Source organism: Treponema vincentii (assembly GCF_018336815.1).
Lineage (GTDB): Bacteria > Spirochaetota > Spirochaetia > Treponematales > Treponemataceae > Treponema.
In genome coordinates, this window is sequence record NZ_CP050497.1 from 1,478,553 (window position 1) to 1,501,182 (window position 22,630).

19 protein-coding genes and 1 pseudogene are annotated in these 22,630 nt (G+C 45.2%); 13 read left to right on the forward strand and 7 right to left on the reverse strand.

The window, feature by feature from the left end; all coding sequences use genetic code 11:
• The first annotated feature begins 689 nt into the window (after nucleotides 1-689).
• From GWP40_RS06675 to GWP40_RS06705, 7 genes and pseudogenes are all read left to right on the forward strand, one after another.
• The gene (locus GWP40_RS06675; protein ID WP_212566565.1) at nucleotides 690-1,343 is read left to right on the forward strand and encodes a TetR/AcrR family transcriptional regulator; all 654 of its coding nucleotides are present in this window, start codon (nucleotides 690-692) and stop codon (nucleotides 1,341-1,343) included.
• Between the two features lie 395 nt (nucleotides 1,344-1,738).
• Nucleotides 1,739-3,475, forward strand: a complete 1,737-nt coding sequence (locus GWP40_RS06680; protein WP_212564699.1) for an ABC transporter ATP-binding protein — start codon at nucleotides 1,739-1,741, stop codon at nucleotides 3,473-3,475.
• A 165-nt stretch (nucleotides 3,476-3,640) separates the two neighbouring features.
• Nucleotides 3,641-5,359, forward strand: a complete 1,719-nt coding sequence (locus tag GWP40_RS06685; protein ID WP_212564700.1) for an ABC transporter ATP-binding protein — start codon at nucleotides 3,641-3,643, stop codon at nucleotides 5,357-5,359.
• A gap of 288 nt (nucleotides 5,360-5,647) precedes the next feature.
• Nucleotides 5,648-7,387 carry a leucine-rich repeat protein gene (locus GWP40_RS06690; protein ID WP_212564701.1) on the forward strand — a complete coding sequence of 580 codons (1,740 nt, stop codon included), beginning with the start codon at nucleotides 5,648-5,650 and terminating at the stop codon, nucleotides 7,385-7,387.
• Nucleotides 7,388-7,656: 269 nt separating this feature from the next.
• Nucleotides 7,657-8,434 (forward strand): annotated as a pseudogene (locus GWP40_RS06695) (segregation and condensation protein A).
• Nucleotide 8,435: 1 nt separating this feature from the next.
• On the forward strand, nucleotides 8,436-8,969 hold the full coding sequence (gene scpB / locus GWP40_RS06700) for an SMC-Scp complex subunit ScpB (RefSeq protein ID WP_006189743.1): 534 nt from the start codon (nucleotides 8,436-8,438) through the stop codon (nucleotides 8,967-8,969).
• Nucleotides 8,970-9,105: 136 nt separating this feature from the next.
• Nucleotides 9,106-9,840 carry a pseudouridine synthase gene (locus GWP40_RS06705; RefSeq protein ID WP_212566566.1) on the forward strand — a complete coding sequence of 245 codons (735 nt, stop codon included), beginning with the start codon at nucleotides 9,106-9,108 and terminating at the stop codon, nucleotides 9,838-9,840.
• A 5-nt stretch (nucleotides 9,841-9,845) separates the two neighbouring features.
• On the opposite strand, the gene GWP40_RS06710 is transcribed toward GWP40_RS06705, so the two are convergent.
• Genes GWP40_RS06710 through GWP40_RS06740 form a run of 7 tightly spaced genes read right to left on the reverse strand, consistent with a single transcriptional unit; the run spans nucleotide 9,846 to nucleotide 16,318 of the window.
• Nucleotides 9,846-10,172: a DsrE family protein gene (locus tag GWP40_RS06710; RefSeq protein WP_212564702.1), complete on the reverse strand. Its 327-nt coding sequence runs from the start codon at nucleotides 10,170-10,172 to the stop codon at nucleotides 9,846-9,848.
• A 57-nt stretch (nucleotides 10,173-10,229) separates the two neighbouring features.
• A complete protein-coding gene (locus GWP40_RS06715) occupies nucleotides 10,230-11,423 on the reverse strand; it encodes an HD domain-containing protein (RefSeq protein WP_212564703.1) in 1,194 nt (397 codons plus the stop codon).
• A 16-nt stretch (nucleotides 11,424-11,439) separates the two neighbouring features.
• The gene (locus tag GWP40_RS06720; RefSeq protein ID WP_212564704.1) at nucleotides 11,440-12,240 is read right to left on the reverse strand and encodes a hypothetical protein; all 801 of its coding nucleotides are present in this window, start codon (nucleotides 12,238-12,240) and stop codon (nucleotides 11,440-11,442) included.
• Nucleotides 12,241-12,246: 6 nt separating this feature from the next.
• Entirely contained in the window at nucleotides 12,247-13,938 is a 1,692-nt protein-coding gene (gene recN, locus GWP40_RS06725; RefSeq protein ID WP_212564705.1) for a DNA repair protein RecN, read from the reverse strand.
• 21 nt (nucleotides 13,939-13,959) lie between these two features.
• Complete coding sequence (locus GWP40_RS06730) at nucleotides 13,960-14,811, reverse strand: NAD(+)/NADH kinase (protein ID WP_212564706.1); 852 nt, start codon at nucleotides 14,809-14,811, stop codon at nucleotides 13,960-13,962.
• 9 nt (nucleotides 14,812-14,820) lie between these two features.
• Entirely contained in the window at nucleotides 14,821-15,843 is a 1,023-nt protein-coding gene (locus GWP40_RS06735) for a DegT/DnrJ/EryC1/StrS family aminotransferase (protein WP_212564707.1), read from the reverse strand.
• A 1-nt stretch (nucleotide 15,844) separates the two neighbouring features.
• The gene (locus GWP40_RS06740; RefSeq protein WP_212564708.1) at nucleotides 15,845-16,318 is read right to left on the reverse strand and encodes a chemotaxis protein CheW; all 474 of its coding nucleotides are present in this window, start codon (nucleotides 16,316-16,318) and stop codon (nucleotides 15,845-15,847) included.
• 139 nt (nucleotides 16,319-16,457) lie between these two features.
• Between GWP40_RS06740 and GWP40_RS06745 the strand changes: the two genes are divergently transcribed.
• From GWP40_RS06745 to tsf, 6 genes are all read left to right on the forward strand, one after another.
• Nucleotides 16,458-17,363, forward strand: a complete 906-nt coding sequence (locus tag GWP40_RS06745; protein WP_212564709.1) for a patatin-like phospholipase family protein — start codon at nucleotides 16,458-16,460, stop codon at nucleotides 17,361-17,363.
• Complete coding sequence (locus GWP40_RS06750; RefSeq protein ID WP_212564710.1) at nucleotides 17,360-17,740, forward strand: NusG domain II-containing protein; 381 nt, start codon at nucleotides 17,360-17,362, stop codon at nucleotides 17,738-17,740. The genes GWP40_RS06745 and GWP40_RS06750 overlap by 4 nt, the downstream gene beginning before the upstream one ends.
• 356 nt (nucleotides 17,741-18,096) lie before the next feature.
• Complete coding sequence (locus GWP40_RS06755) at nucleotides 18,097-19,824, forward strand: proline--tRNA ligase (RefSeq protein WP_212564711.1); 1,728 nt, start codon at nucleotides 18,097-18,099, stop codon at nucleotides 19,822-19,824.
• A gap of 234 nt (nucleotides 19,825-20,058) precedes the next feature.
• Complete coding sequence (locus tag GWP40_RS06760; protein ID WP_212564712.1) at nucleotides 20,059-20,643, forward strand: Maf family protein; 585 nt, start codon at nucleotides 20,059-20,061, stop codon at nucleotides 20,641-20,643.
• A 138-nt stretch (nucleotides 20,644-20,781) separates the two neighbouring features.
• The gene (gene rpsB / locus GWP40_RS06765; protein WP_212564713.1) at nucleotides 20,782-21,666 is read left to right on the forward strand and encodes a 30S ribosomal protein S2; all 885 of its coding nucleotides are present in this window, start codon (nucleotides 20,782-20,784) and stop codon (nucleotides 21,664-21,666) included.
• Nucleotides 21,667-21,788: 122 nt separating this feature from the next.
• Nucleotides 21,789-22,625, forward strand: a complete 837-nt coding sequence (gene tsf, locus GWP40_RS06770) for a translation elongation factor Ts (RefSeq protein WP_212564714.1) — start codon at nucleotides 21,789-21,791, stop codon at nucleotides 22,623-22,625.
• Nucleotides 22,626-22,630 lie beyond the last annotated feature (5 nt).

The window sequence follows — 22,630 nt, forward strand, 5'->3', positions numbered from 1 at the left end:
GAGGTGCCCTGATGTATGCCGAACTGACTGTAAAGTATAGACCATTTATCGAAAAAAAACAATGTGCCGAAAGTCCGTAAGCAGGGATTCAGCATGAAAGAAAAATAAAAGAAAAACATCGTTTTATGTGACAGCACGTGTGAAAAAAGAGGGCGTTCAGGCACTTTCGCTTCGCTCAAAGGCCATTCACAACCCTCTTTTTTCACGCTTTTCTGATATATTCCGGTCTTTCGTTGTTTTTTTCACAGCTGAATCCCTGTCATTATTAAAAAAGTGCGGATTTTTGAATTTCTTTGTCCTAAAAAACATTCAAAAATCCGCACTTGCTCTATTAGAAAACCTCCTGTTTCACTGTTATCTCTCAAGAATTTTTTTCATGCTGAAGCCCTGAGTCCGTAAGGTAGTTGTAATTGTTATTATGGTACAGAGGCCGAGATATTACCCTTTTCCGTACAAATAAACATTTTACAGTAGAAAAACGGATCGACGTCCTTTTGTCTATACAAAAAATAGTTTTTTTATAGACATAGTGATTTCCCTATTTTGCATTATAAAAGTAACCCACGCTTGACATTTTTAGCTTGTTTTAGTAACATTGTTACTAATTAGTAGAAAAGTTATTCATGCGGAGGGTTTTATACCTGCCGTTTTTCGGCAATGCTCTGCAGCGGGGTATGTTGATTAGAACTATGAACAACTATGCGGAAAAAATATTAGCCGATAAGGATGAACTAAACACACGGGCAAAGATTTTGCGCGCTGCAAAACAGGAGTTTTTTACCAATGGTTTTGCAGATACCAATGTGCGCACCATCGCCGAAAAAGCAGGGGTTACGACAGGGGCGCTGTATAACCTTTTTGATAATAAGGACGGCATATTCGAAGCTCTTGTAAGCGGCGTATTCGACGAATTTTTAGCCATCGTAACGCATCACGATGTATTCGATGCTGAAAAATTCGGCATGAAAACAGGCGAGCTTTCCGCAATTACCGAGCTTTCGCAACGCCGCTTTTTAAGGATGATAGATTTTTTCTATGCTCATTGGGATGCGATGAAATTGATTGTCTGCTGTTCGAAGGGAAGCTCCTGTGAGCATATTTTTGATAAAGCAATCGATGTAACTGAAAGAGAAACACTTCAATGGCTGGAACAAGACGGCGTTAAAATGTCGCGGCGCATACGATTTTTTATTCATGTCATGGTAACGTCTCACTTTGAAAATCTAAAAGAAGTTTTTTATCATAACTTAAAAAAATCGGAAGCGGTAGAATATATACTCGACTTTAACATATACCATTGTGCCGGGTGGAAACAATATTGGATGGAACAAGTAAAAGGCTAAAGGGGTATGGGAAATTCATAATTGGTAATTGGTAATAAGCGTTAGGGATTGGAGGGGCAGCGCAGCTGTTCCGAAGGAATGGAGCGTTAGCGGAACCCCGTAAAGCCCGACGGTCGGTCAAACATTGACATCCGTGTCAATGTTTGACCTGCGAGATTTATTGTATAAATCTCGCAATAGCGTATTCCACAGCCCTCCGTGGCTACTGGGATACGCGGGAACCGGAACGCCCAAAATTAATTTTATGAATAAGCCTTTTGCAAATAGACGGTACAGATGCAAGGCGCAAGCAAAAATTAACCGGAGCCGTACTTTGTGTACGGTGAGGATTAATTTTTTTGAAGCAACGCAGCAGATGTCCCGTATATTTGTAAAAGATAAGGAGGTTGTTCTAAATGGACACATATAAAAGGTTATTAAAATATACGCCGGAGAAAATACACTGTGCGTATATTTCGGTGGTGTGCGCTACGCTGGGAGTTGCTTCTCAGATGGGTGCATTTTGGTTTTTATGGAAGTTTTTGTACGCGCTTTTGGTTACCAAAAACGTTACGGACGGGTCGATGTACGCAACGGTGATTGTTTCGCTGTTGGCAGGTTATTCGGTTGTATATTTCTGCGCTTTGTGGGCGTCGCACGTACTTGGGTTCCGGCTTGAATCGAATTTGCGCAAAACGGCAATCAATCATTTGATGAATGCTTCGTTTTCGTTTTTCGACCTGAACCCGTCGGGAAAAATCCGCAAGCTGATCGATGACAATGCGCAGGAAACGCACATGCTGGTTGCGCATTTAATTCCCGATAATATTTCCGCATTGTTTACGCCGATTTTTATGTTTATCATTGTATTTGCAGTTGATGTAAAACTCGGTCTGTTGCTGCTTGCCGTTGCGCTTATCGGCGGTGCGCAGATGATGTTTATGATGGGCAATAAAGATTTTATGCGGAAGTATCAAGCGGCGTTGGAACGGATGAATGCCGAAGCGGTTGAATATGTCCGCGGTATGCAGATTGTCAAAATCTTTAGAAGCACGGTTGAATCTTTTAAAGCGTTTTACGAAGCAATTACCGGCTATTCCGATTTAGCATACAAGTACACGCTCAGCTGCCGTACGCCGTATGTGATGTTTCAAGTGCTGTTTAATCTGTTCGCGGTATTCACTATTCCTGCCGCTATTTATTTTATGAACAAGGGGGCGGACGCTAACCTTATCATTGCAAAGCTCGTCTTTTTTGTCTGTATCGCCGGTGTGCTTTTTTCGGCATTTATGCGCGTGATGTATGTCGGTATGTATAACTTTCAGGCAAAAAGCGTTGTAGATAAACTCGAAAATCTTTTTGCAGATATGGAAAAGGATAACCTTGAACACGGTACGGAAGAAACCTTTGAGAACTTCGGTATTGAATTTAAAAACGTATCGTTCGGTTACACGGAAGAAAAGATTTTAAATGATGTCAGTTTTACATTGGAACCGAATAAAACCTATGCACTGGTCGGATCATCAGGCGGAGGAAAAAGTACAATAGCAAAATTGATCTCTGGTTTTTATAAAATAAATTCAGGTGAAATTTTAATCGGCGGAAAAAATATTTCGTCATATTCACGGAATGCGCTGATGCACAGTATCGCCTTTGTGTTCCAAACCTCGAAGCTCTTTAAAACAAGTATTTTTGAAAACGTCAAAATGGGGAATAAAAATGCAAGCGATGAAGAGGTGATGAATGCGCTTAGGCTTGCCCGCTGCGAAGATATTTTAGCCAAATTCCCCGAACGTGAAAAAACGGTTATCGGTTCAAAGGGTGTACACTTATCCGGCGGAGAAATTCAGCGTGTTGCGATTGCCCGCGCTATTTTGAAAAATGCGGATATTATCATTTTGGACGAGGCGTCCGCCGCTGCCGACCCGGAAAATGAATACGAAATTCAACAGGCGTTTTCCAATTTGATGAAAAACAAAACGGTTATTATGATTGCGCACCGCTTGAGCTCGATTAGAAACGTCGACGAAATTCTCGTGGTCGAAGACGGAAACATCGCCGAACGCGGCAGCGATGCCGAGCTTATGCAAAAAGGCGGAAAATACAGCCATCTACAACGACTGTATTCTAAGGCGAATGACTGGAGGGTCTAGACTTTTGCAAATATGCGGGTAATTACTTTGTCGCTGCATAAAAATTAATCCTCAACGTATCAAAGATACGCCTCCGGTTAATTTTTATTCGCTCCTCGTACTTACCTCACCTATTTGCAAAAGCGTTGGAAGGAAAGAGATTTTTTCCTAATTAGGGAGTTATATATGACTAAATTACAAAAATGGTTCGGGGTAACCGAATCGGGGGCAAAAGGAATTGTTACGGCATCGGTATGGTCGATGCTTGCGGATGTTGCATTTATTTTACCGATGTTTTTAATGATGTTCTTTTTGCAAAACTATTTTGACGGAACGCTGCAGTCGGCGGGATTTTATATCGGTATTATTGCTGCGCTTGCGGTTGTGATGTATGTGCTTGTGCATATCAATTACAATACGCTCTACACCGCGACATTTAAAGAATGTAAAGAACTGCGCGTGAATATTGCAGACCGGCTCAAGGCGCTGCCGCTTGCGTATTTTTCCAAACACGATGTTTCCGACTTATCACAAACGGTGATGACCGATGTCGCTACAATCGAACATGCGCTCAGCCACGCAATTCCTCAAACAATCGGTCTTGTGTTCTATTTGCTTATAATCGGTGCAGTGATGATTACTGCTCATCCGGGATTAGGCTTATGTGTATTTGTCCCGATTATTATCAGCTTTATTTTATTGATCCTGTCGAAAAAAATTCAAATACGGGAGACAACGCGGGACTTTCATAAACAGCGTGAGCGCACGGAATTTTTTCAAGAAGCGATAGAACTGCAACAGGAAATTAAAAGCTACGGGCTTACGGAAGACACAATGGAAAAATTGAACCGCAATGTTGATGAAGCAGAGAAATTGCACTTAACTGTGGAAGCGCATCAAGCGATCCCGCTTAACATCGCACTGCTGTTTTTAAAGTTTTCCATCGGCGTTACCGTATTTTTCGGACTAAAAATGTATCTGGCAGGCACGGCTTCGCTTTTATATCTTATCGGCTATATTATTGCAGCTGCCCGTGTGGTGGATGCGGTTGCAGGTGTTGAAGCGAACCTTGCAGAGATGATGTATATCGATGCACGGGTTAAGCGCATAAACGAGCTGCGCGAAACAAAAACGCAGGAAGGCGAACCTGCTTCTTTGCAGCATTACGGTATTCAATTTAAAGATGTGGAGTTTTCGTATAACGACGGACAAAAGATTATCGACGGTATTTCGTTTACCGCGGAACAAAATAAAGTTACCGCGCTTGTCGGTCCATCAGGCTGCGGAAAAACAACCGTACTGAGGCTTGCGTCCCGTCTCTATGATTACGGCAAGGGACAAATTCTCATCGACGGCAAAGACATTGCAACAATCGATACCGACAGCCTTTTCGATAAAATTTCGATTGTCTTTCAGGATGTCGGGCTTTTCAATACCTCGATTATGGAAAATATCCGCGTCGGAAATAAAAACGCAAGCGATAACGACGTAAAAGAAGCTGCCCGTCTTGCAAACTGCGCCGAGTTTATCGAAGCGCTGCCGGACGGCTACAATACGGTCATCGGTGAAAATGGAAGCAGGCTTTCCGGCGGAGAGCGTCAGCGTCTTTCCATTGCTCGCGCCCTTTTGAAAAACGCACCGATTATCATTCTTGACGAAATCAGCGCCTCGCTCGATGTGGAAAACGAAATGAAAATACAGGAAAGCCTCAACACACTCATAAAAGGCAAAACCGTGATTATCATTTCGCACCGCTTAAAGTCAATCGAGAACGCTGATAAAATCATCGTAATGAATAAAGGCAAAGTTGATGCGGAAGGTACGCACGCAGAGCTGTTACAAAAATCGGCGCTGTACCGAAGTATGATTGAAAAGTCTTCGGTAACGGAAAAATATACCTATTGAAAATGATTAATCTTTCACGTTAGATTGCAATATCTCTTTTGCAATCTAACGTAATACATTGTTGCAGCCCTATATGGAACCTCTAACAACCGTAAGTTTTTTAGAGGTTCCCGTATGTATTGACGTGTGTATAGCTTTTATGCTAGCTTTCGCAGTTTGATTGTAGAATAGCTACATTCTTTGGTACATACACGGTTGCCGCTCCGAGCTTACAAACCGAAGGAAAATACCGTGTATAGTCAAAACACAAAATAGATACGCGGGAACCACCTGCAGTAAGGAGTCACCATGGATCAAAACCACATTTCCGCTCATTCAGCAGCCAAACGTACATACCGGCTGCCGCAGATGAAGCATATTTTCCTCTCTGTGCTTATGCTGACTGTAAGCGCAGTGATGTTTTTAAGCTGTAGAGGTCACAGTGGTAGCAACGTCATTACCATCAAAGTAGAAGGAGACCAGTATATCACCGTCAAAAAACCGGAAACAAAATCATTAACAGTTGCAAGAGGCAGCAAATGGGCTGCAATAAAGAGCACAATCGAAATAAGCTGTCATGATGATTATGAGCTGAGCGGCTGGAAGCTCAACAATGCGAGCGGAACTGCCGTAACGGACGAAACGGTATTTAACAATGATAGTGTTGTTTTTGCAGTGTCGGCAAAAAAACCGGGAAAAAAATATTACGTGCATCATTTACTGCAAAATGTCAACGATGATAACTACACGCACAACACACAAGATGATCAAACACTGCACGGAGATGTCGGCACAGATACAAAAGCTACTGCAAATTCCTATCAGGGTTTTACTGCACAGTCCTTTGATCAGAAGAAAATTGCGGCTGACAATACAACCGTTGTAGAGATTAAGTATGACCGGAAGAATATCACACTTACTTTCGACTTGGATGGAGGCAGTTTTGTACCGCCCCTTCCATCGGGAAATACCTTGACGGGACGTTTTGGGGCGCCTATTTCTATAACTGACCCGACAAAAGCAGATGTCATATTTGCGGGGTGGGATCCGGAACTTCCAGCAACTTTCACCTTAGAAGCTAACGGTAAGACATACACTGCACAGTGGAGAAAGCTAAGGATTACTGTAGAGGGAGACGAGCGCATAAAGGAAGATACGTTGGGCACTATCGAAGTAAACAAGGATGCAACATGGGCAGACGTGGAAGCACAAGCAAAAGCAAAGGCTATCTTAAAAGATGACTGGCCGGCAGCAGACTATGAAATCTACGAATGGCGGCTCAACGATAGAAACGGTGAAAAACTGGATACAACGTATACCTTTACCAAAGATACAACAGTCTATGCCGTTACCAATTATAAGAGCTTTAACATTGCAGCTGACGGTAAAACACTTGATGCATATCCGCATGGAAAAGCCCCAAAAGGCTCAATTATTATTCCTGAAAATATTACCGTAATCGATTCGAATGCTTTTGCAGGAGCTGCAGAGCTCTCAAATGTCATTTTACCGGAGAAGCTGGAAGAGATCCGTGAAAATGCTTTTAGCGGCTGTACAGAACTCAAAGCCATAGACATTCCTGCAAAAGTTACTAAGATTGATAAAACGGCGTTTACAGAGTGCCCTAAACTGGCTACATTCACGGTACATGCTGACAATACCATCTATCATGCCGAAGAAAATATCATCTACAGCAAGGATAAGAAAAAACTGGTGTGGGCAGCCCCCGCGCTAAAAGAGGCGAATATTCTTGATTCCGTTATCGAAATAGAGGATTACGCCTTTCGAGGATATTCAAACTTGGAAGCAGTAAAGCTTCCTCGTGGTCTCAAAACAATTGGTGAGGAAGCTTTTCTAGGCTGTACTGCAAGTGTGATCACAATTGTAGGTAATGAGCTTACTACAATAGGCAACAATGCTTTTGGTCATAAAGATCATAGCGAAACTTGTTGCAAAAAGATAAGGATACCGCAAGGAGCTGAGTTCGATAATATCGTAACAAAGGTCAAAGCTGTCAATTACCCCGAAGGGCGGATTGAACGGTATTAATTTATTTCTTTGCTATCTTAGATTTACAAAATCAACAACCCCGGCGCAGAGCATTCGCCAAAACTATACACGGATGTATAGTTTTGGCGTAGATGCGCCGTATATTTTGTTTCCGTAAGCCTTTTGAAAATAGGGGTACCGGATACAAGGCACGAACAAAAATAAAGCGGAGACGTACTTGTTGTACGTTGAGCATTTATTTTTGTGCAGCAACGCCGTAGACGGTATGCATATTTTCAAAAGTCCCGTTCTTCGATATAATAACCCCCATGATAACTGGCGAAGATGAAAAGCACGAAGAACAGAACAACGAGGCGCTAACTGCGTTTAAAGTCAATGATTTTGAAGGGCCGCTCGACCTTCTGCTCTTTTTAATTAAGAAAAATGAGATCAATATCTACGATATCCCCATCGGGGACATAACCGAACAGTACCTTGAATATCTCGATTATGCGGTAAGCCTCAATCTGGACAGCTTAACCGAGTTTTATGAACTCGCGGCGCACCTTGTCTACATTAAAAGCAAGATGCTCCTTCCCGTCGAGGTTGATCCGGACGATGAGGATATCGAAGACCCGCGTATGGAATTGGTCAACAAGCTGATTGAGTATCAGAAATTCAAAAAACTGTCGGTTTTAATGGAAGAAAAAGAAAGCGAGGCCGAATGGTTTTTTGAGCGCAAGAAAATACAGCACGCGCTTCCCTTTACCGAAGAAAACCTGTGGGAGCGGGTTGATACGTGGGAGCTTTTACGGACGTTCTCAAAACTGATGTCTAATTATAACTCGGAACAAATTCTTGACCTGTACGAAGAGGTGTCCGTAAATGAAAAGCTGACGCTGATGAATGAATTTTTTGGAAGAAAAGGGTGAATGCCTCTTTACCGATTTGATTGTACGGAAAGGAAATCTGCTGGATGTCATTTGCGCTTTTATGGCGCTGCTTGAGGCGGTCAAATTCAGGATGGCAAGTATCTGGCAAAACAGGATGTTCGGCGATATAAAAATACGCCCGTGGGAAGCTGCCCGCAATGATGATGGAGTATAAAATGGAAAAAGAAACAGCCCTCGTAGAGGCAATCCTCTATTTGGAAGGAGAGCCGCTTGACGACGCTGCAATCAGTAAAATTGCCGGCTTATCGGTCGATGTCGTAAAAGAATGTATTAAAAATCTGAAAGATTCATATTCGGAAGGTTCGAGCGGTATCGAAATTACACAGATGATGGGCGGCTGGATTATCACGCCTAAAAAAGAATTTTGGGATGCGCTGAAAGACCGCTACGGCAAAAAGAACGAAAACCGGCTTTCGCGCGCTGCGATGGAAACGCTGTCGATTATCGCCTATTCTCAGCCGATAACCCGTGCCGAAATCGAAGCAATCCGCGGGGTTTCCGCCGACACGATGATTAGGCTTTTGGTAGAAAAAGAGCTGATTAAAGAAGTGGGGAAAAAAGACATTCCCGGAAAACCGGTGCAATTCGGCACGACTAAGGAATTTTTAAAAGTATTCGGTTTAAACAGCATTGCGGACTTACCAAAGATGGATGAGACTGAACAGGAGCGGTTCGAACTTGCGCGATAACAATCATTTTTCTCACAGCTCTCGACCTTTCGATAACGGCACTCTTAACAAAGACGACGAAAACAGCGGCAAGCGAACCGAATATTTCAACAGCGGTACAACTACTAAAGATAACGGAAAAAGCGACAAGCAGGAGATGCGGCTGCAAGTCTATCTTGCCCATGCGGGGGTTGCGTCGCGGCGGGCTTGCGAAAAGATTATCGCGGAGGGGCGCGTTTCCGTAAACGGAACGCTTGTTACCGACATGGGCAGCAAGGTTCGCACAGGTGATACGGTACTCCTTGACGGAAAGCCGGTGCATCCCGAAGCGCGCAAATGCTACGTACTTTTGAACAAACCGGCGGGCTTTGTCTGCACGCTCTCCGACGAGAAAGGACGCCCCACTGCCGCAGATCTTTTAAAAGAAACCTACAGCGAACGGCTCTACAACATCGGCAGGCTCGATATGTTTTCGAGCGGGGCAATCCTCTTTACCAACGACGGGGATTTTGCCGCAAAGATAGAACACCCGTCAGCGCAGATCGAAAAGGAATATGTCATCGAAACCACGCAGGACTTTCCGCCGGAGCTGCTCACCCGCTTTGAACGCGGTATCCGCGTTGACGGCATTTTTTACAAATGCCGTTCAGCCGCTGCCGTGAACCGCCGTAAGCTGCGGATTGTACTTGTCGAAGGGAAAAATAGAGAAATCCGCCGCGTGCTGGATTCCTTTAACTGTACGATAAAGCGGCTGGTGCGGGTTCGCATCGGGAACCTCGAGCTGGGAACCCTGAAAGCAGGAGAGTTCCGCGACCTTACCGCAAAAGAACGGCAGGCGCTGCTAAACCTCGCAGCGGAGAGTCAAAACGAGGAGCGAAAGTACACAGAATAATTTTTTTACTCAATCGTATACTCGATAAAGCCTTCCGCTTTCCGTTTGATGATTTCTCCGATTCCGGCACGTACGGTTCTGATATTTTTATACTGTATGTCGTCCATCCCCTGCCCCGCTAAGGCATTATGGCACAGAGCTATGTCGCAACCGCAGTCCGTAAAATCATTTTCAAGATTCTTAAAATATTGCACAACATCTCCGGCAAACACGATTTCAATTTCCGCCGTATCGCCGGTTTCTTTGCAATAATTTCGGTAATTGACTAATTTATTTTGCAATTTAGCGATCAACCGAATCTTTTCTATTCTGAATAAAACTTTATAGTGCATAGCTATAAGGGATCCTCTAAAAATATCAAGCCTAACGGTTTGTATCATACCCTTTCTTTAACGGTACGATTCAAAAAAGCTTTCTAGGGAAAAGCCGTTGATAACGGTGTTTTTGCCGTAGTGCTGCAGGATGTTTGCCCTGCCTTCTTCCAGCTGCTCGGAGCGGATGCCGAAGTGGATGGAACTGTCGGCTTCTACGAAGGCCGCGATGTGATCCGCCGCGCGGATCAGTTTACCGTCGATCCCGCGAAACCGAGGCGCCGAGTACGTTGTGTTCAGCTCTTCGCTTGTTACGCAGCGAACAGCACCGTCCAGTTTAATGCGGTTCTCAAATTCATCTTGAATAAAATACAGTACCTCTTCGCGGTAAAAGTCGTCCATCAGCGGGAGTAATTCCTTTGCGACAATTTCATCTTCAATATGCTTAACCACTTCGGGTAGGCGATCGGTCGCTTGCTTTACCGGAGAGATAATATCGCGGGTAACCGCTTCCGGCAAGTCGTGGAAGAGCGCTGCAAAAAAGTTAATCGAAAGCCGATGTTGCGGTAGCTTAAGCGTGCGGCTCATTAAGAAAACCAGCGCGGCAACAAAGTACGAATGCCCGAGTACCGTCGTCGCCGGAACCCGCGGCGTTTGATTCCAACGGGTTTGGAAGCGCAGTTTTTCAATTTCCGTAATAAAATAGTACGGTTGTTGCCGCGTTGTCAAAAGCTGTACGCCCTTTAAGTCCATAAAATCGGCAATATCGGTCTCCAAGCATTTATCGATTTCAGTCAGCCGGAAAGGTTCGTTCACCATGCGGATCATATCTAGCTCGCGCATTGCCGAATACTTATGTGCAGCGCGCAGTACCCGAAAACTTATATCCGTAGGGTCAACCGGATCAAAAAGGTAGGCTGCAAATTCATCAAGAAACTGCGGATCGGTGATAATCGTCTTGTATTTATCGAGTACCCAGCGGTTCAGTTTTTTATATTCTTCGGGATATTCCGAGCGGATAATGCGCTGTACCGGCGACTTCATATCGCAGAGCGCAATTCGGCGTAGCAGCTCAAAGAAGGAATTATTAATGATGGGCAGCCAATTGACCGCTTTCCCATTTTTTTCTTCATATTTGCCGATGATAAAGCTGAGAAACATTTTTTCCGCTGTCTTATCCATTTCGACGATATCGAAGGGGCGGACTAAATCGTTCCACCGCTGAATGGAAAACGCTTCAAAAAGTTTACATACAATTTCTTTGCTAAACATTTTATTTCTCTTTTGTCTATACTTTTTTCCGCCGCTGTAAATCTTTTTCCATCTTCTCAGACCATATTCCGATTTGCCGTTTTACTTCTTCCGCTGCGCTTCGCTCATTGAGCAAAATGTGTATACGCCGCGTAGCTTCCAAATACTGAATAGCAATCCTGAAATCCTCTATACTGGAAGTTGCTGTTTCGTAGCGTGCGCGGTATTGATCGGCTGCCTGTAAGAGCAGTTTTTTTACTAATTTTAGATGGAACATCGTGCTTTCGTAATCAGGTGAGCGAGGATCAAACCCCGTCTCCGCAGTGTCCTTTAAATCGAGGATATTTTTAGCAACCGTTGCGTACCGCCCTTGGAGTTCCACAAATGACCATTTCCATTTGGTATTATCGCTGTATGCTCGAATGACGAGGTCTATCGCCAAGCCCAATTTTCTGATTAAATAAAACCGTTGTTTTTGAGGTACGTGTTCGATCTTTCGTACTTTCTCCTCATAGTCGGAAAAAGGAGCATCGATAAAGTTTGAAACAATCTCTTCAAGATTGATAATGACCTTATATAAGGCCTTCCGCGCTTCGTTGAGCAGGGTTTCGTTTTTCCGATTCAAAAAGGAAACCGCTATTTGATACATTGCCAAATAGAGTGTTACCATATATATCAGTTCATCGGCAAGCATGATTTTTTTATACATACTGCCTTCAGGATCTTTTGCGGTAAGCTCTGCCATCGCTTTTTCCTGTTTGAGTATTTGATTGATTTCCTCTTGATAGTAACGGAGTTGTTCTTCGTATATGTTTGTACCTTGCTGTGGATTATCCATATCGTGTTATCCTATATTTCCATACCTTGATAATAACTCTTTTGCGTGAATACGTGAAGCGGTACTGACCTCATCGCCTGCAAGCATCCGTGCAATTTCTTCAACACGAGTTTCTCCGTCTATTGTTTTGGCAGATGTGCGGCTTGTATGTTCGGATTGTATCTTCAGTATCTTAATATGAGTATCGGCAGCGGCGGCAATAACTGCAAGGTGTGTAATACAGAGTATTTGCTTATTACCGGCTAATTCTTTCAGATGCTCCGCGACGGTGCGGGCAACCTCACCGCCGATGCCGGTATCTATTTCGTCAAACACAAGGGTGTCCGCTTCGTCGGCAGCGGTTAGAACGGTTTTGAGCGCCAGCATGACACGCGAGAGTTCACCTCCCGACGCTATTTTGTTGAGCGGCTTGACCGGCTCTCCCGGATTGGTACTGATTAAAAATTCTACCGAATCGAACCCGTAAAGCCCTGCTGTCTGCTTGTTTCCGTTCGGTTCGGCTGCGGTAACCTGCACGGTAAATACCACCTTGGGCATACCGAGGTTGGTGAGGGTAGTTTGAATTTTTTGTTGAAGCTCCGCTGCGGCGGCTTTCCGTTTTTGGGACAAGGCGGTACCGGCTGCAAATAATTTTGCTTCAAGCGCGGGGACTTCCTTCTCCAGAGCGGTTTTATCTTGCTCGCTTTCGCCGAGAGAATCCAGTTCAGCTTGTGCGGAGTCTCGATAGGCGAGGATATCCTTGATGCTTGCGCCGTATTTTTTCTTGAGCTTATTGATAAGAGACAGCCGCTCCTGCACCTGTTCCAGCCGGTCGGGATCAAATACCAGTTTTGAAAGATAGGAGCTGAAAAATTCGCCGATGTCCTGCATTTCGTAGTAGGCGTTTTCTATCCGTTCGGCATATTCGTGAACGGCGGGGTCGATAGCGGCAACGCTGTCAGAGATATGCTGTAGTTTTTTAAGCTGCGGCACAATGCCTTGTTCCTGCGTACACAGGTTTTGCAGCGTCTCGACCTGTTCATACAGTTTTTCATACTGGCAGAGCTTTGTTTCTTCCGCTTCAAGCGCATCGTCTTCTTCCGGCTGTAACCGGGCGTTGTCGATTTCGTCGATGACGAATGCAAGATAGTCTACCCGTTCGGTACGCTCTTTTTCGGAATGCCCTATCGTTTCCAGTTTTGCTTTTATTTCGGCGAGGCGGGTATAAAGGAGGCTGAATGTATGCACCTCATCGAGGATACCTGCATAGGAATCCAAGAAGCGGCGGTGTTCCGCTGTTTTAAAAAGGGATTGATGGTCGTGCTGACCGTGAATATCAACCAAAAAGGATGTAAAGGTTTCAAGCTCGGCGCGGGAAACTTGCGTGTCTTGAATCCAAATACCGCCGCGGCCGTTTTCTTTCAGTGTGCGCCGTAATAATATCCGGTTGTTTTCAGGCTCGATGCCTCGTTCGTCAAGCCATGCGGCGGCTTCGGGATGGGCGTTTGCAAGGTAGAACGTACCGGACACCGCCGCTTCGGCAGCGCCCGTGCGGATAATATCTGCGGTAACCTTCCCGCCGAGCAAAAAGCTGAGCGCTCCGATCAAAATGGATTTTCCCGCACCGGTTTCTCCCGATAGCACATTCAAATGAGCGTTAAAATCGAGCGAAAGCTCGTCGATAAGCGCAATATTTTTTACCGAAATGGTTTCGAGCACATCAACCTCCGCGCCGCAGTGTTATTCCTGCAACGGACTTCCCGACCACGCTAATTTTGACCGGAGCGCCGTATAAAACGCTTCCGGCGAACATCCGATAAGTTTTAACCGGTGGCGCGACATTTGAATTTCGATTTTGTCGCCTTCGCAGAGCGGAAACAACTCCTGTCCGTCTATGGATACAATAACATCTTTTTGACGATTATGCAAAACCTCAATACGCATTGTACCGGAAGCAGGCAGTACGACCGGCCGGTTTGACAGGGAAAATGCCGCGATGGGCGTAAGAACAAAGGCGGCAACCGTCGGATCCATAATAGGTCCGCCGGAGGCTGCCGAATATGCGGTAGAACCGGTCGGACTCGACACGATAACGCCGTCCGCCCGATATATGCCGAAAGAGATACCGTTAAAGGAAAGCGCGAGGTTGATCAGCTTTGCAATGCCGCCGCCTGAAACAACGACATCGTTGAGCGCATCAAAGGAGCCGACACATTCGCCGTTACGATACACGGCGGTAGAAAGCATGAGCCGCTCGTGGTGTTCCGCATTTCCTGCAAGGTATTCTCCAAGCGCTTGTTTCCAATGCGCCGGTTCAACGCCTGCGATAAAGCCGAATTCACCGAGGTTAATGGGAAATACCGGTATTTTTTTCGGTGCACAGTACCGTGCCGCAAACAACACCGTACCGTCCCCTCCGAGGCTGACGGCAAAATCATACCGCTTCCGTATCGGTTTTGCCGGTGGTAAGCCGTCATATTCGTAGATATCAGCTTGAATCCCGTTTTCTTGCAAAAAGCCCAAGAGTTCCTTGGATATCTCCGCTGCGTGCGGTTTATAGGTTGTCAGGATGATAATGGCGTTCTTTTGCATACGTGTCCGTTACGGAAGTGTCCCCAATACCTTTGCAATTTTTGCCGCATTATTGAGCCCGAGCCGAGGATAGAGCGGAAAGAGCACGGTTCGCAGCAACAGCGACGCCGCATTGATGCTTTTATTTTCTTCTTTTAAAAAGTCCGCAATAGAATTGGTAAAGGCGAGCTCTATGTCAATGTCCTTGCGGTTAACGTACTGTTTTACATCTTTAAAGCCGCTTTCCAGAATTACCGGAAAGGAATAGACGGGATTTTTTACTCTTTCGGAGAATACGAGCGGCTTATGCCTTGTCTGTAAAAGCGCACGGAGATACAACTCCCTCATTTCGTCACGAAGTAGGAGATTTTTTTCCATATTTTTAAGCTGCACAAAGGCGAGGGATGCATTGATGTCGGGTAAAAAATCGGTTATCGGAATGGTTTCTGCCATGTTCTTTAACACGGAGGCATTACGCCGTTCTACGGCAATCAGGATACCGCCGCCGCCGCCCGTTAAAATATCCCGTTCTTCAAGCCCCAGTATTGCAAACGAGCCGAATGTTCCCGCCCGTTTTTCCCCATACAGGGCGCCGGCGCTTTGGGAGATATCTTCGATAATCGGAATTGAAAGGGCGGTAAACGCTTCCATATCGGGTACATTGCCGAGCGTTTCGTGCAGTACCAGCACTCTACCGCCTTGCTTGATCCCTTCTTCAATCGCTTCGAGCGTAACCAAGCCGGTCAAGGGATCGACATCCAAGACAATCGGTGTAAATCCGTTTCGCGCTACTTCGAGATACTGCCACGAAGGAGCGAGCGCCGATAATAGTACGCCCGCTTTCTCAGGAAGGTCGAACATCTTCAGCGCATAGACTAATGCCATCGCCGGACTGCGTAAAGCAATAGCACCATCGACCGCGTAGAGTTCGCGTACCAATTTAATGAGTTTTTGATTCATCTCACCCGGACCGATTTTTTCTTCAACCATGCAGGTGAGTACGGCATCCATTTCCGAGCGGCGGATGGTAGAGCTATAAACGGGTATCGACATACTAGAAGGAAGTGAGCTTCTGTAATTCTTTCGGATTAAACAATCTGCGGATATCCAAGAGGATGAGATACCCTGAGTCTTGGCGGATAACCCCGTTGATATATTCGGTACCGATACCGGTAATCATCTGAGGCGGCGGCTGAACATCTTCTTGCCGTACCATAATAACACGTGCGATGCGATCAATTACAATACCGATCTTATATTTTCCGATTTTAAGGATGATAAATCCTCCTAAATATTCATCGTCGCCGTCAAAATCCGCCTTTTTAAGATGGAACCGTTTATGCAAACTGATAATCGGTATAATTTCATTCCGCAAATGGAAAAAACCTTCGACGTAATACGGTGCATTCGGGATCTGCCGAACTTCTTGAATCTTTACTATCTCTTTTACATCCATTATATCAACACCGTAAAGCTCTTCGCCGAGCTGAAAGGTAACCAATTGAAACTGCGCGTCAGTAATCGCCATATCTATCCTCCGCTAAAATTGATAACGCCGAACGTCAATAATCAATAAATAGAAGATACTATAATTTATAACTTTCTTCAAGCAGGTGGTAAATGCGCTATAGGCGTATATCGTATTTTTTTGTATACTATCAGTTACTATGAAATGGGCACTTGTGTTATCAGGAGGCGGAGCCGCAGGGCTTGCGTATATCGGCTTTTTTAAGGCGCTTGAAGAATTGAATCTCCCTAAGCCGGACTGTATTGTCGGCTGTTCGATGGGTTCGATTATCGGCGGCTTATATGCAAGCGGAAAAACGGTACGTGAAATGGAAGCCGTTTTTGAAGAATCCTTTGATGTCAACCGATATGTCGGCGGAGGCGGTGTGCATATTCCGCTTTTTAAACACGCCCTTAATCAGATTATTCACTATGGTACGTTGATTACCCGTATGCTTTCCGGCACGGGAGCGGATTCGGGAGAAAAAGCGCATAAATTCTTTTTGGAACTCTCCGGTTGTAAATCTTTTGATGACTGTACTATTCCTTTTTTTTGCAATGCCTTTGACCTTTGCAGCGGAAAAGAAGTTGTATTCAATTCAGGACTATTAGCGGATGCAATGAGGGCGAGTTCTTCTTATCCCGGACTCTTTACTCCTGTTAAGCGGCAGAATGAAATGTTGATAGATGCTTGTGTGATGGACAATACCCCCGTTTGGATTGCCCGTGAGCAGGGGTATAAAAATATTCTTGCGCTTACTTTCGGCTCCTTTGAACCGGTTGCCGCCTCAGAATTGGATACTTCGGTTGCAGTACTGATGAGGACGCTTACCTGTACTACTGCTCATATTGCGCTGCAGCCGAATGAATACCCTACTGCGTTTATCAATTTGACAAGCACTCGGTCTTCCCGTGATTTTTCAGACCCCAAAAAACAGATTGCGTTCGGATATCAAAAAACAATGGATAACAAAGATTTGCTGCAAGCCTTTTTTGCAGAAGGTATTAACGGCAAGATACAACGAGCGCTTTTAACTCGAAAAACAAAAAAAGAGTACAGCGTATGATTCCTATTTTCCGACGTTTGCGTGTTCTTGATTATTTTATTTTTGCTTCCATTATTACGGTTTCTTTATGGGCAGGTTTTCTTCTCTATACCGGAGAGAATCGTGCACAGCGGCTGGTGATCGAAACCCCGAGCGGTAAATGGATATATCCGCTTACCGAAACGCGCACGGTAGTTGTACCCGGTGCAATCGGCAATACGACCGTCCGTATAGAAAACAATACTGCTTTTATTTCCGATTCTCCGTGTCCCAATAAAACCTGTGTAAAGGCCGCAGCACTCAAAAATGTGGGCGACTGGAATGCTTGTATGCCAAACAGGGTTTTTTTGCATATTGAGGGGAGTGCTCCGGAGGATATAGTCCTACCGCAGAATTAAGAACTATTTCCGAATGTGGTTGGTTGATTACTGTATACCTACTCTCTTTACATAAAAAAAAAAAATCTATATGCTCTCAACTTAGTTTAAGATAGTGAGGCATCAGGGCAACCGGATCGGAAATATTTCAAGCGGTTGACTTCCTTTTTGTACGAAATTTTCTAAAATTTCGTACCGGTTATTTTTTATTAGAAGAAGGGCAATCGCATCAGACACATAGGCACATATCGCAGAAGAATGGAGGTTGGACAACCATTTGAGACGCAAAGCGGCGAAATTCTGGTTGATAAACCTCCATTCTTCTGCGGGAATATCCCGAAAAAAGGCTGATGCGATTACCCTGAGTGAGGCATAGTGTGAAAAGATCTCAAACTTTTATTCCCACATTACGGGAAACGCCTGCGGAAGCAGTTGTTATCAGTCATCAATTATTATTACGCGCCGGAATGATCCGCAGATTGGGCAACGGGCTGTTTAATTATCTGCCGCTCGGTTTACGGGTATTTAGGAAGGTTGAAAATATCGTACGGGAGGAAATCGACGCTACCGGATGTTTGGAGTGTAAGGCTTCGGTTGTCGCTCCGGGGGAAATTTGGCAGGAATCCAAGCGTTGGTACACGATGGGGGACGGCCTGTTACGGATGAAGAACCGGCTCGGTCAAGACCTCGTTGTCAGCCCTACAAATGAAGAATCGTTTACCGCCCTTATGCGGTACGAGCTCGGTTCGTACAAGGATTATCCGCTTTCGGTGTATCATATCAATACTAAGTATCGTGATGAAATTCGTCCCCGTTACGGATTAATGCGTGCCCGTGAGTTTACGATGAAAGATGCGTATTCCTTCCACACGAATGCTGAATGTCTGGATAAAACCTACCGTACATTCGGCGAAGCATACGAAAAGATTTTCCGCCGCTTCGGCCTAAGCATTATTCGGGTGCGGGCGGATTCCGGTTCTATGGGCGGCAGCGGCTCCGAGGAATTTATGGTTGAATCCGCAATCGGGGATGACACGCTCATCCTTTGTCCGCAGTGCCGCTATTCGGCAAACGAAGAAAAGGCAGCCTGTGCACCCGATCCCTACACCGAACTTCCCGAAACGTCGGAAAAATGTACTAAACTGCCGACGCCCGATGCCCGCACAATAGAGGAATTAGTTGCTTTCTTGCATACTTCACCGAAGGCCTTTATCAAAACGTTGATCTATCATGTAAAGGATTCCGAGGTTATCGACTCTGAGTTTGTCGCAGTGTGTATCCGCGGCGATTTGGAAGTGAACGAAGCAAAATTGACGGCTGCGCTTAAAGCGGCGGAGGTTGAACTTGCATCCAATGCGGATGTGGAAGATATTACGGGTACCGTAGTCGGTTTTGCCGGTCCTGTCGGTTTAACCAAGGCTCCCGTATTGGCTGACGAAAGCGTCATGATGATGCACGATGCCGTCGCAGGTGCATTGGAAAAAGATATGCACTATATTCATGTTGAACCGAAACGGGATTTTACTCCTGCTTTGGTATGTGATGTCCGCATTGTAAAAGCCGGCGATCTTTGCCCCTTGTGCAAAACGCCGTTTTACAGCAAAAAAGGCAATGAGCTTGGACACATTTTCAAACTCGGTACAAAATACACCAAGAGTATGAATATGACTTACCTTGACGAAAGCGGTCAACAGCAATATCCTTTAATGGGTTGCTACGGTATCGGCATCGACCGTGCTCTGGCATCGATTATCGAAGAGCATCACGACGATAACGGAATTATCTGGCCGATGAGCGTTGCCCCGTATCATGTCGGCATCGTACCGATACAGTATGAAGGAACAATGAAAGCCACTGCTGACCGGCTGCACGATGAACTCACAGCTCGTGGGATTGAGGTATTGCTGGATGACCGTGTAGAACGGCCGGGGGTTAAGTTCAAGGATATGGATTTAATCGGCTTGCCTATCCGGCTTGTTATCAGCGATAAGAAACTGCCTAATATTGAATTTAAGTTCCGTTCGAATAAAGAGTCGATGAACATACCGCTTGAAGGCATTGTCGATTATGTTGTGCAACGTGTGCAGCGTGAATTAATGCAGTAGGCATGCGGTGTCTCTCATATCTAAACGAATTGAGATAAGAGACAGCCTCATTGGTTTATTGGGACTCGGCCTTAACGTCGGGGTAAGTTTTTACTTTCTACCTCATGTAGGGTTTTTTGCAGGCGTTACGGATAATATTTCGTTCGTACAGATGTATAATAAACAGTATTATACTAAGGGTACTGTTTCTGATCTTGCTTGTTTTTTTACGATTCCTCTCGTATACTGTTAGGAATGGAACCCATTATCCTTGCATCCAAATCGCCTCAACGGCAGGATATTTTAAAACATTTGAATATACCATTTATCAGTATCCCGTCGGAGGCTGATGAAGTTGTCGCCCTTGATCTTTCTCCCGAAAAAGCGGTAGAGCAGATTGCATTGCGGAAGGCAGAGGCGCTGCTTCGCTCTCCGCTCAAAATCAATACGCCGTGGATTATCTCTGCCGACACGCTCATTTTTTCTAACGGTACGCCGATGGGAAAACCCGCCAATATTGACGATGCCCGCAAGATGCTGCAATCGTATTCCAATACTGCGCATAAGGTTATCACGGCGATTTGTTGCTACGACGAAAAATTACAGCACATTTCAACCCGAATCAGCAGTTCGCAGGTGTTTTTTAAGGCGTTGTCGGAGGCCGAAATCGATTGGTATCTCAGTACGGGAGAGTGGCAAGGCGCTGCCGGAGGCTACCGCATACAGGGAACGGCGGCGTGTTTTATTACAAAAATAGAAGGTTCGTACAGCGGAATCGTAGGCTTGCCTATTTATGAGTTATATGATATTTTGACTGAGCACGGCTATAGCTTTACTTAAAAAAATAGCAGCTGTGTAAATATCCTAAAATGCAGTGGGAAACCTCTAAAATCTTACCATATTTTTAGAAACGTTCGGAGTGCATTTTTTAGAGAAATAGAGAAGGATGGGCTTAAAAAAGCTCGTGAAGGAGTAACCATGGCAGTAGTAACCATGAAAAACCTGCTTGAATCCGGTGTTCACTTCGGACATCAGGTAAAACGCTGGGATCCGCGGATGAAGAAATACATTTTTGCGGAACGGAACGGTATCCACATTATCGATTTGCAGAAAACCATCACTGCAATCCGCGAGGCATACGAGGCGGTGCGTAAGACAACCGCAGCAGGAAAATCCGTCTTATTTGTCGGAACTAAAAAACAAGTACAGCAAACCATTGCAAAAGAAGCTGAACGCTGCGGAATGTTCTATGTTAATAACCGTTGGCTCGGCGGAATGTTGACAAACTTTTCTACCATTAAGAAAAGCCTTGCACGTCTCAAGAAAATCGAAAAAATGGAAAACGACGGCACTTTTGACAGCCTTACCAAAAAAGAGGTTGCAGTGCTGCAGAAAGAAAAAGCAAAGCTCGAAAAGAACCTTGGCGGTATCAAAGAGATGAAAGACTTGCCGGGCATCATCTTTATCATCGATACGCGGAAAGAGACTATTGCCATCAGCGAAGCGCGCCGCATGGGAATCCCCATTGTTGCAGTTGTCGACACAAACTGTAACCCCGAAGGGATTGACTATCCGATTCCGGGTAACGACGACGCCATCCGCTCGATTTCTTTATTCACTCAAATTATTGCGAATGCCGTTATCGAAGCAGATAACGAAAGCGGTCTCAAGATTATCGAAAACTTGCAGGACGGAGACGAGGGATTCAACGATTCCGGTATCGATCCGTATCAAGATCGCGAAGATGAAGAAATTACGGATTATTCCAACTATACCCCTTCGGAAAAGAACGAAACTGAAGAAGAAGCGGATGACAGCAGCAGCTCTTTAATCGACGAAGACACGCTGTACGGCGACCGCTAAAGAATAAACCTGTTCGGAAACTTCCGTTTCTGAATAGGTTACCTTGTAAAACTTGCCGCTGAACGGTGTGTATGCTTTCAGCGGTATCTTACCATGCACAAAGATTGAGGGAGAAATTAATTATGGAAATAAAAGCATCTGATGTAAAGGCGCTGCGCGAAAAGACCGGCGCCGGTATGATGGAATGTAAAAAAGCTTTGCAGGAATGTAACGGCGACGCAAAAGAAGCGGAAAAATACTTAAAAGAAAAAGGCCTTGCCGCTGTTGAAAAGCGTGCGAGCCGCGCGACCAGCGAAGGTATCATCGTTGTTAAAACCGCCGATTCTAAAGCGGTGATGGCGGAATTAACCTGCGAGACCGACTTTGTTGCAAAAAATGCCGATTTTATCGCAGTGGGCGATAAAATTGCAGAGACTGCTCTTGCAAAAGGCTATACCGATGTTCAACAAGAATTGAGCGATATGGTACTCGACCTTGCAACCCGCGTTCGCGAGAATATGGGTCTGCGGCGCTTAACTGCCGTACAAGCGGGCAGCGACGAATACATTGCACACTACGTCCACTCCGACAAAAAAACCGGCGTTATCGTCGTATTGAAATCCGATAAGCCCGCTGTATTTGCCGAGAAAGCATTCAAGGACTTTGCGTATGACTGCTGTCTCCACGCAGCAGCATTTACCCCGCTCTATGTAAAGAAAGAAGATGTCGATGCTGCCTATATCGACGAGCAGCTTGAAGTATTCCGCGGACAGGTTGCCGAATTGCAGAAGCCCGATAACGTAAAAGAAGGCATCGTAAAAGGAAAGCTCAATAAGCATTTAGCCGAAATCTGCTTCCTTGAGCAAGCCTTTGTTAAGGATGACAAGGTATCCGTAGCGGCAAAGATGAAAGAAGTAGGAAAGCAGCTCGGTGCGAATATCAGTCTTTCAAAGCTTGTGCTGTGGCAGCTTGGTCAATAGAGGGC

Coding starts and splice junctions, on each gene's coding strand:
- GWP40_RS06675 (WP_212566565.1), top strand. CDS start 690: ATGAACAACTATGCGGAAAAAATATTAGCCGATAAGGATGAACTAAAC.
- GWP40_RS06680 (WP_212564699.1), top strand. CDS start 1,739: ATGGACACATATAAAAGGTTATTAAAATATACGCCGGAGAAAATACAC.
- GWP40_RS06685 (WP_212564700.1), top strand. CDS start 3,641: ATGACTAAATTACAAAAATGGTTCGGGGTAACCGAATCGGGGGCAAAA.
- GWP40_RS06690 (WP_212564701.1), top strand. CDS start 5,648: ATGGATCAAAACCACATTTCCGCTCATTCAGCAGCCAAACGTACATAC.
- scpB (WP_006189743.1), top strand. CDS start 8,436: ATGGAAAAAGAAACAGCCCTCGTAGAGGCAATCCTCTATTTGGAAGGA.
- GWP40_RS06705 (WP_212566566.1), top strand. CDS start 9,106: ATGCGGCTGCAAGTCTATCTTGCCCATGCGGGGGTTGCGTCGCGGCGG.
- GWP40_RS06710 (WP_212564702.1), bottom strand. CDS start 10,172: ATGCACTATAAAGTTTTATTCAGAATAGAAAAGATTCGGTTGATCGCT.
- GWP40_RS06715 (WP_212564703.1), bottom strand. CDS start 11,423: ATGTTTAGCAAAGAAATTGTATGTAAACTTTTTGAAGCGTTTTCCATT.
- GWP40_RS06720 (WP_212564704.1), bottom strand. CDS start 12,240: ATGGATAATCCACAGCAAGGTACAAACATATACGAAGAACAACTCCGT.
- GWP40_RS06730 (WP_212564706.1), bottom strand. CDS start 14,811: ATGCAAAAGAACGCCATTATCATCCTGACAACCTATAAACCGCACGCA.
- GWP40_RS06735 (WP_212564707.1), bottom strand. CDS start 15,843: ATGTCGATACCCGTTTATAGCTCTACCATCCGCCGCTCGGAAATGGAT.
- GWP40_RS06740 (WP_212564708.1), bottom strand. CDS start 16,318: ATGGCGATTACTGACGCGCAGTTTCAATTGGTTACCTTTCAGCTCGGC.
- GWP40_RS06745 (WP_212564709.1), top strand. CDS start 16,458: ATGAAATGGGCACTTGTGTTATCAGGAGGCGGAGCCGCAGGGCTTGCG.
- GWP40_RS06750 (WP_212564710.1), top strand. CDS start 17,360: ATGATTCCTATTTTCCGACGTTTGCGTGTTCTTGATTATTTTATTTTT.
- GWP40_RS06760 (WP_212564712.1), top strand. CDS start 20,059: ATGGAACCCATTATCCTTGCATCCAAATCGCCTCAACGGCAGGATATT.
- rpsB (WP_212564713.1), top strand. CDS start 20,782: ATGGCAGTAGTAACCATGAAAAACCTGCTTGAATCCGGTGTTCACTTC.
- tsf (WP_212564714.1), top strand. CDS start 21,789: ATGGAAATAAAAGCATCTGATGTAAAGGCGCTGCGCGAAAAGACCGGC.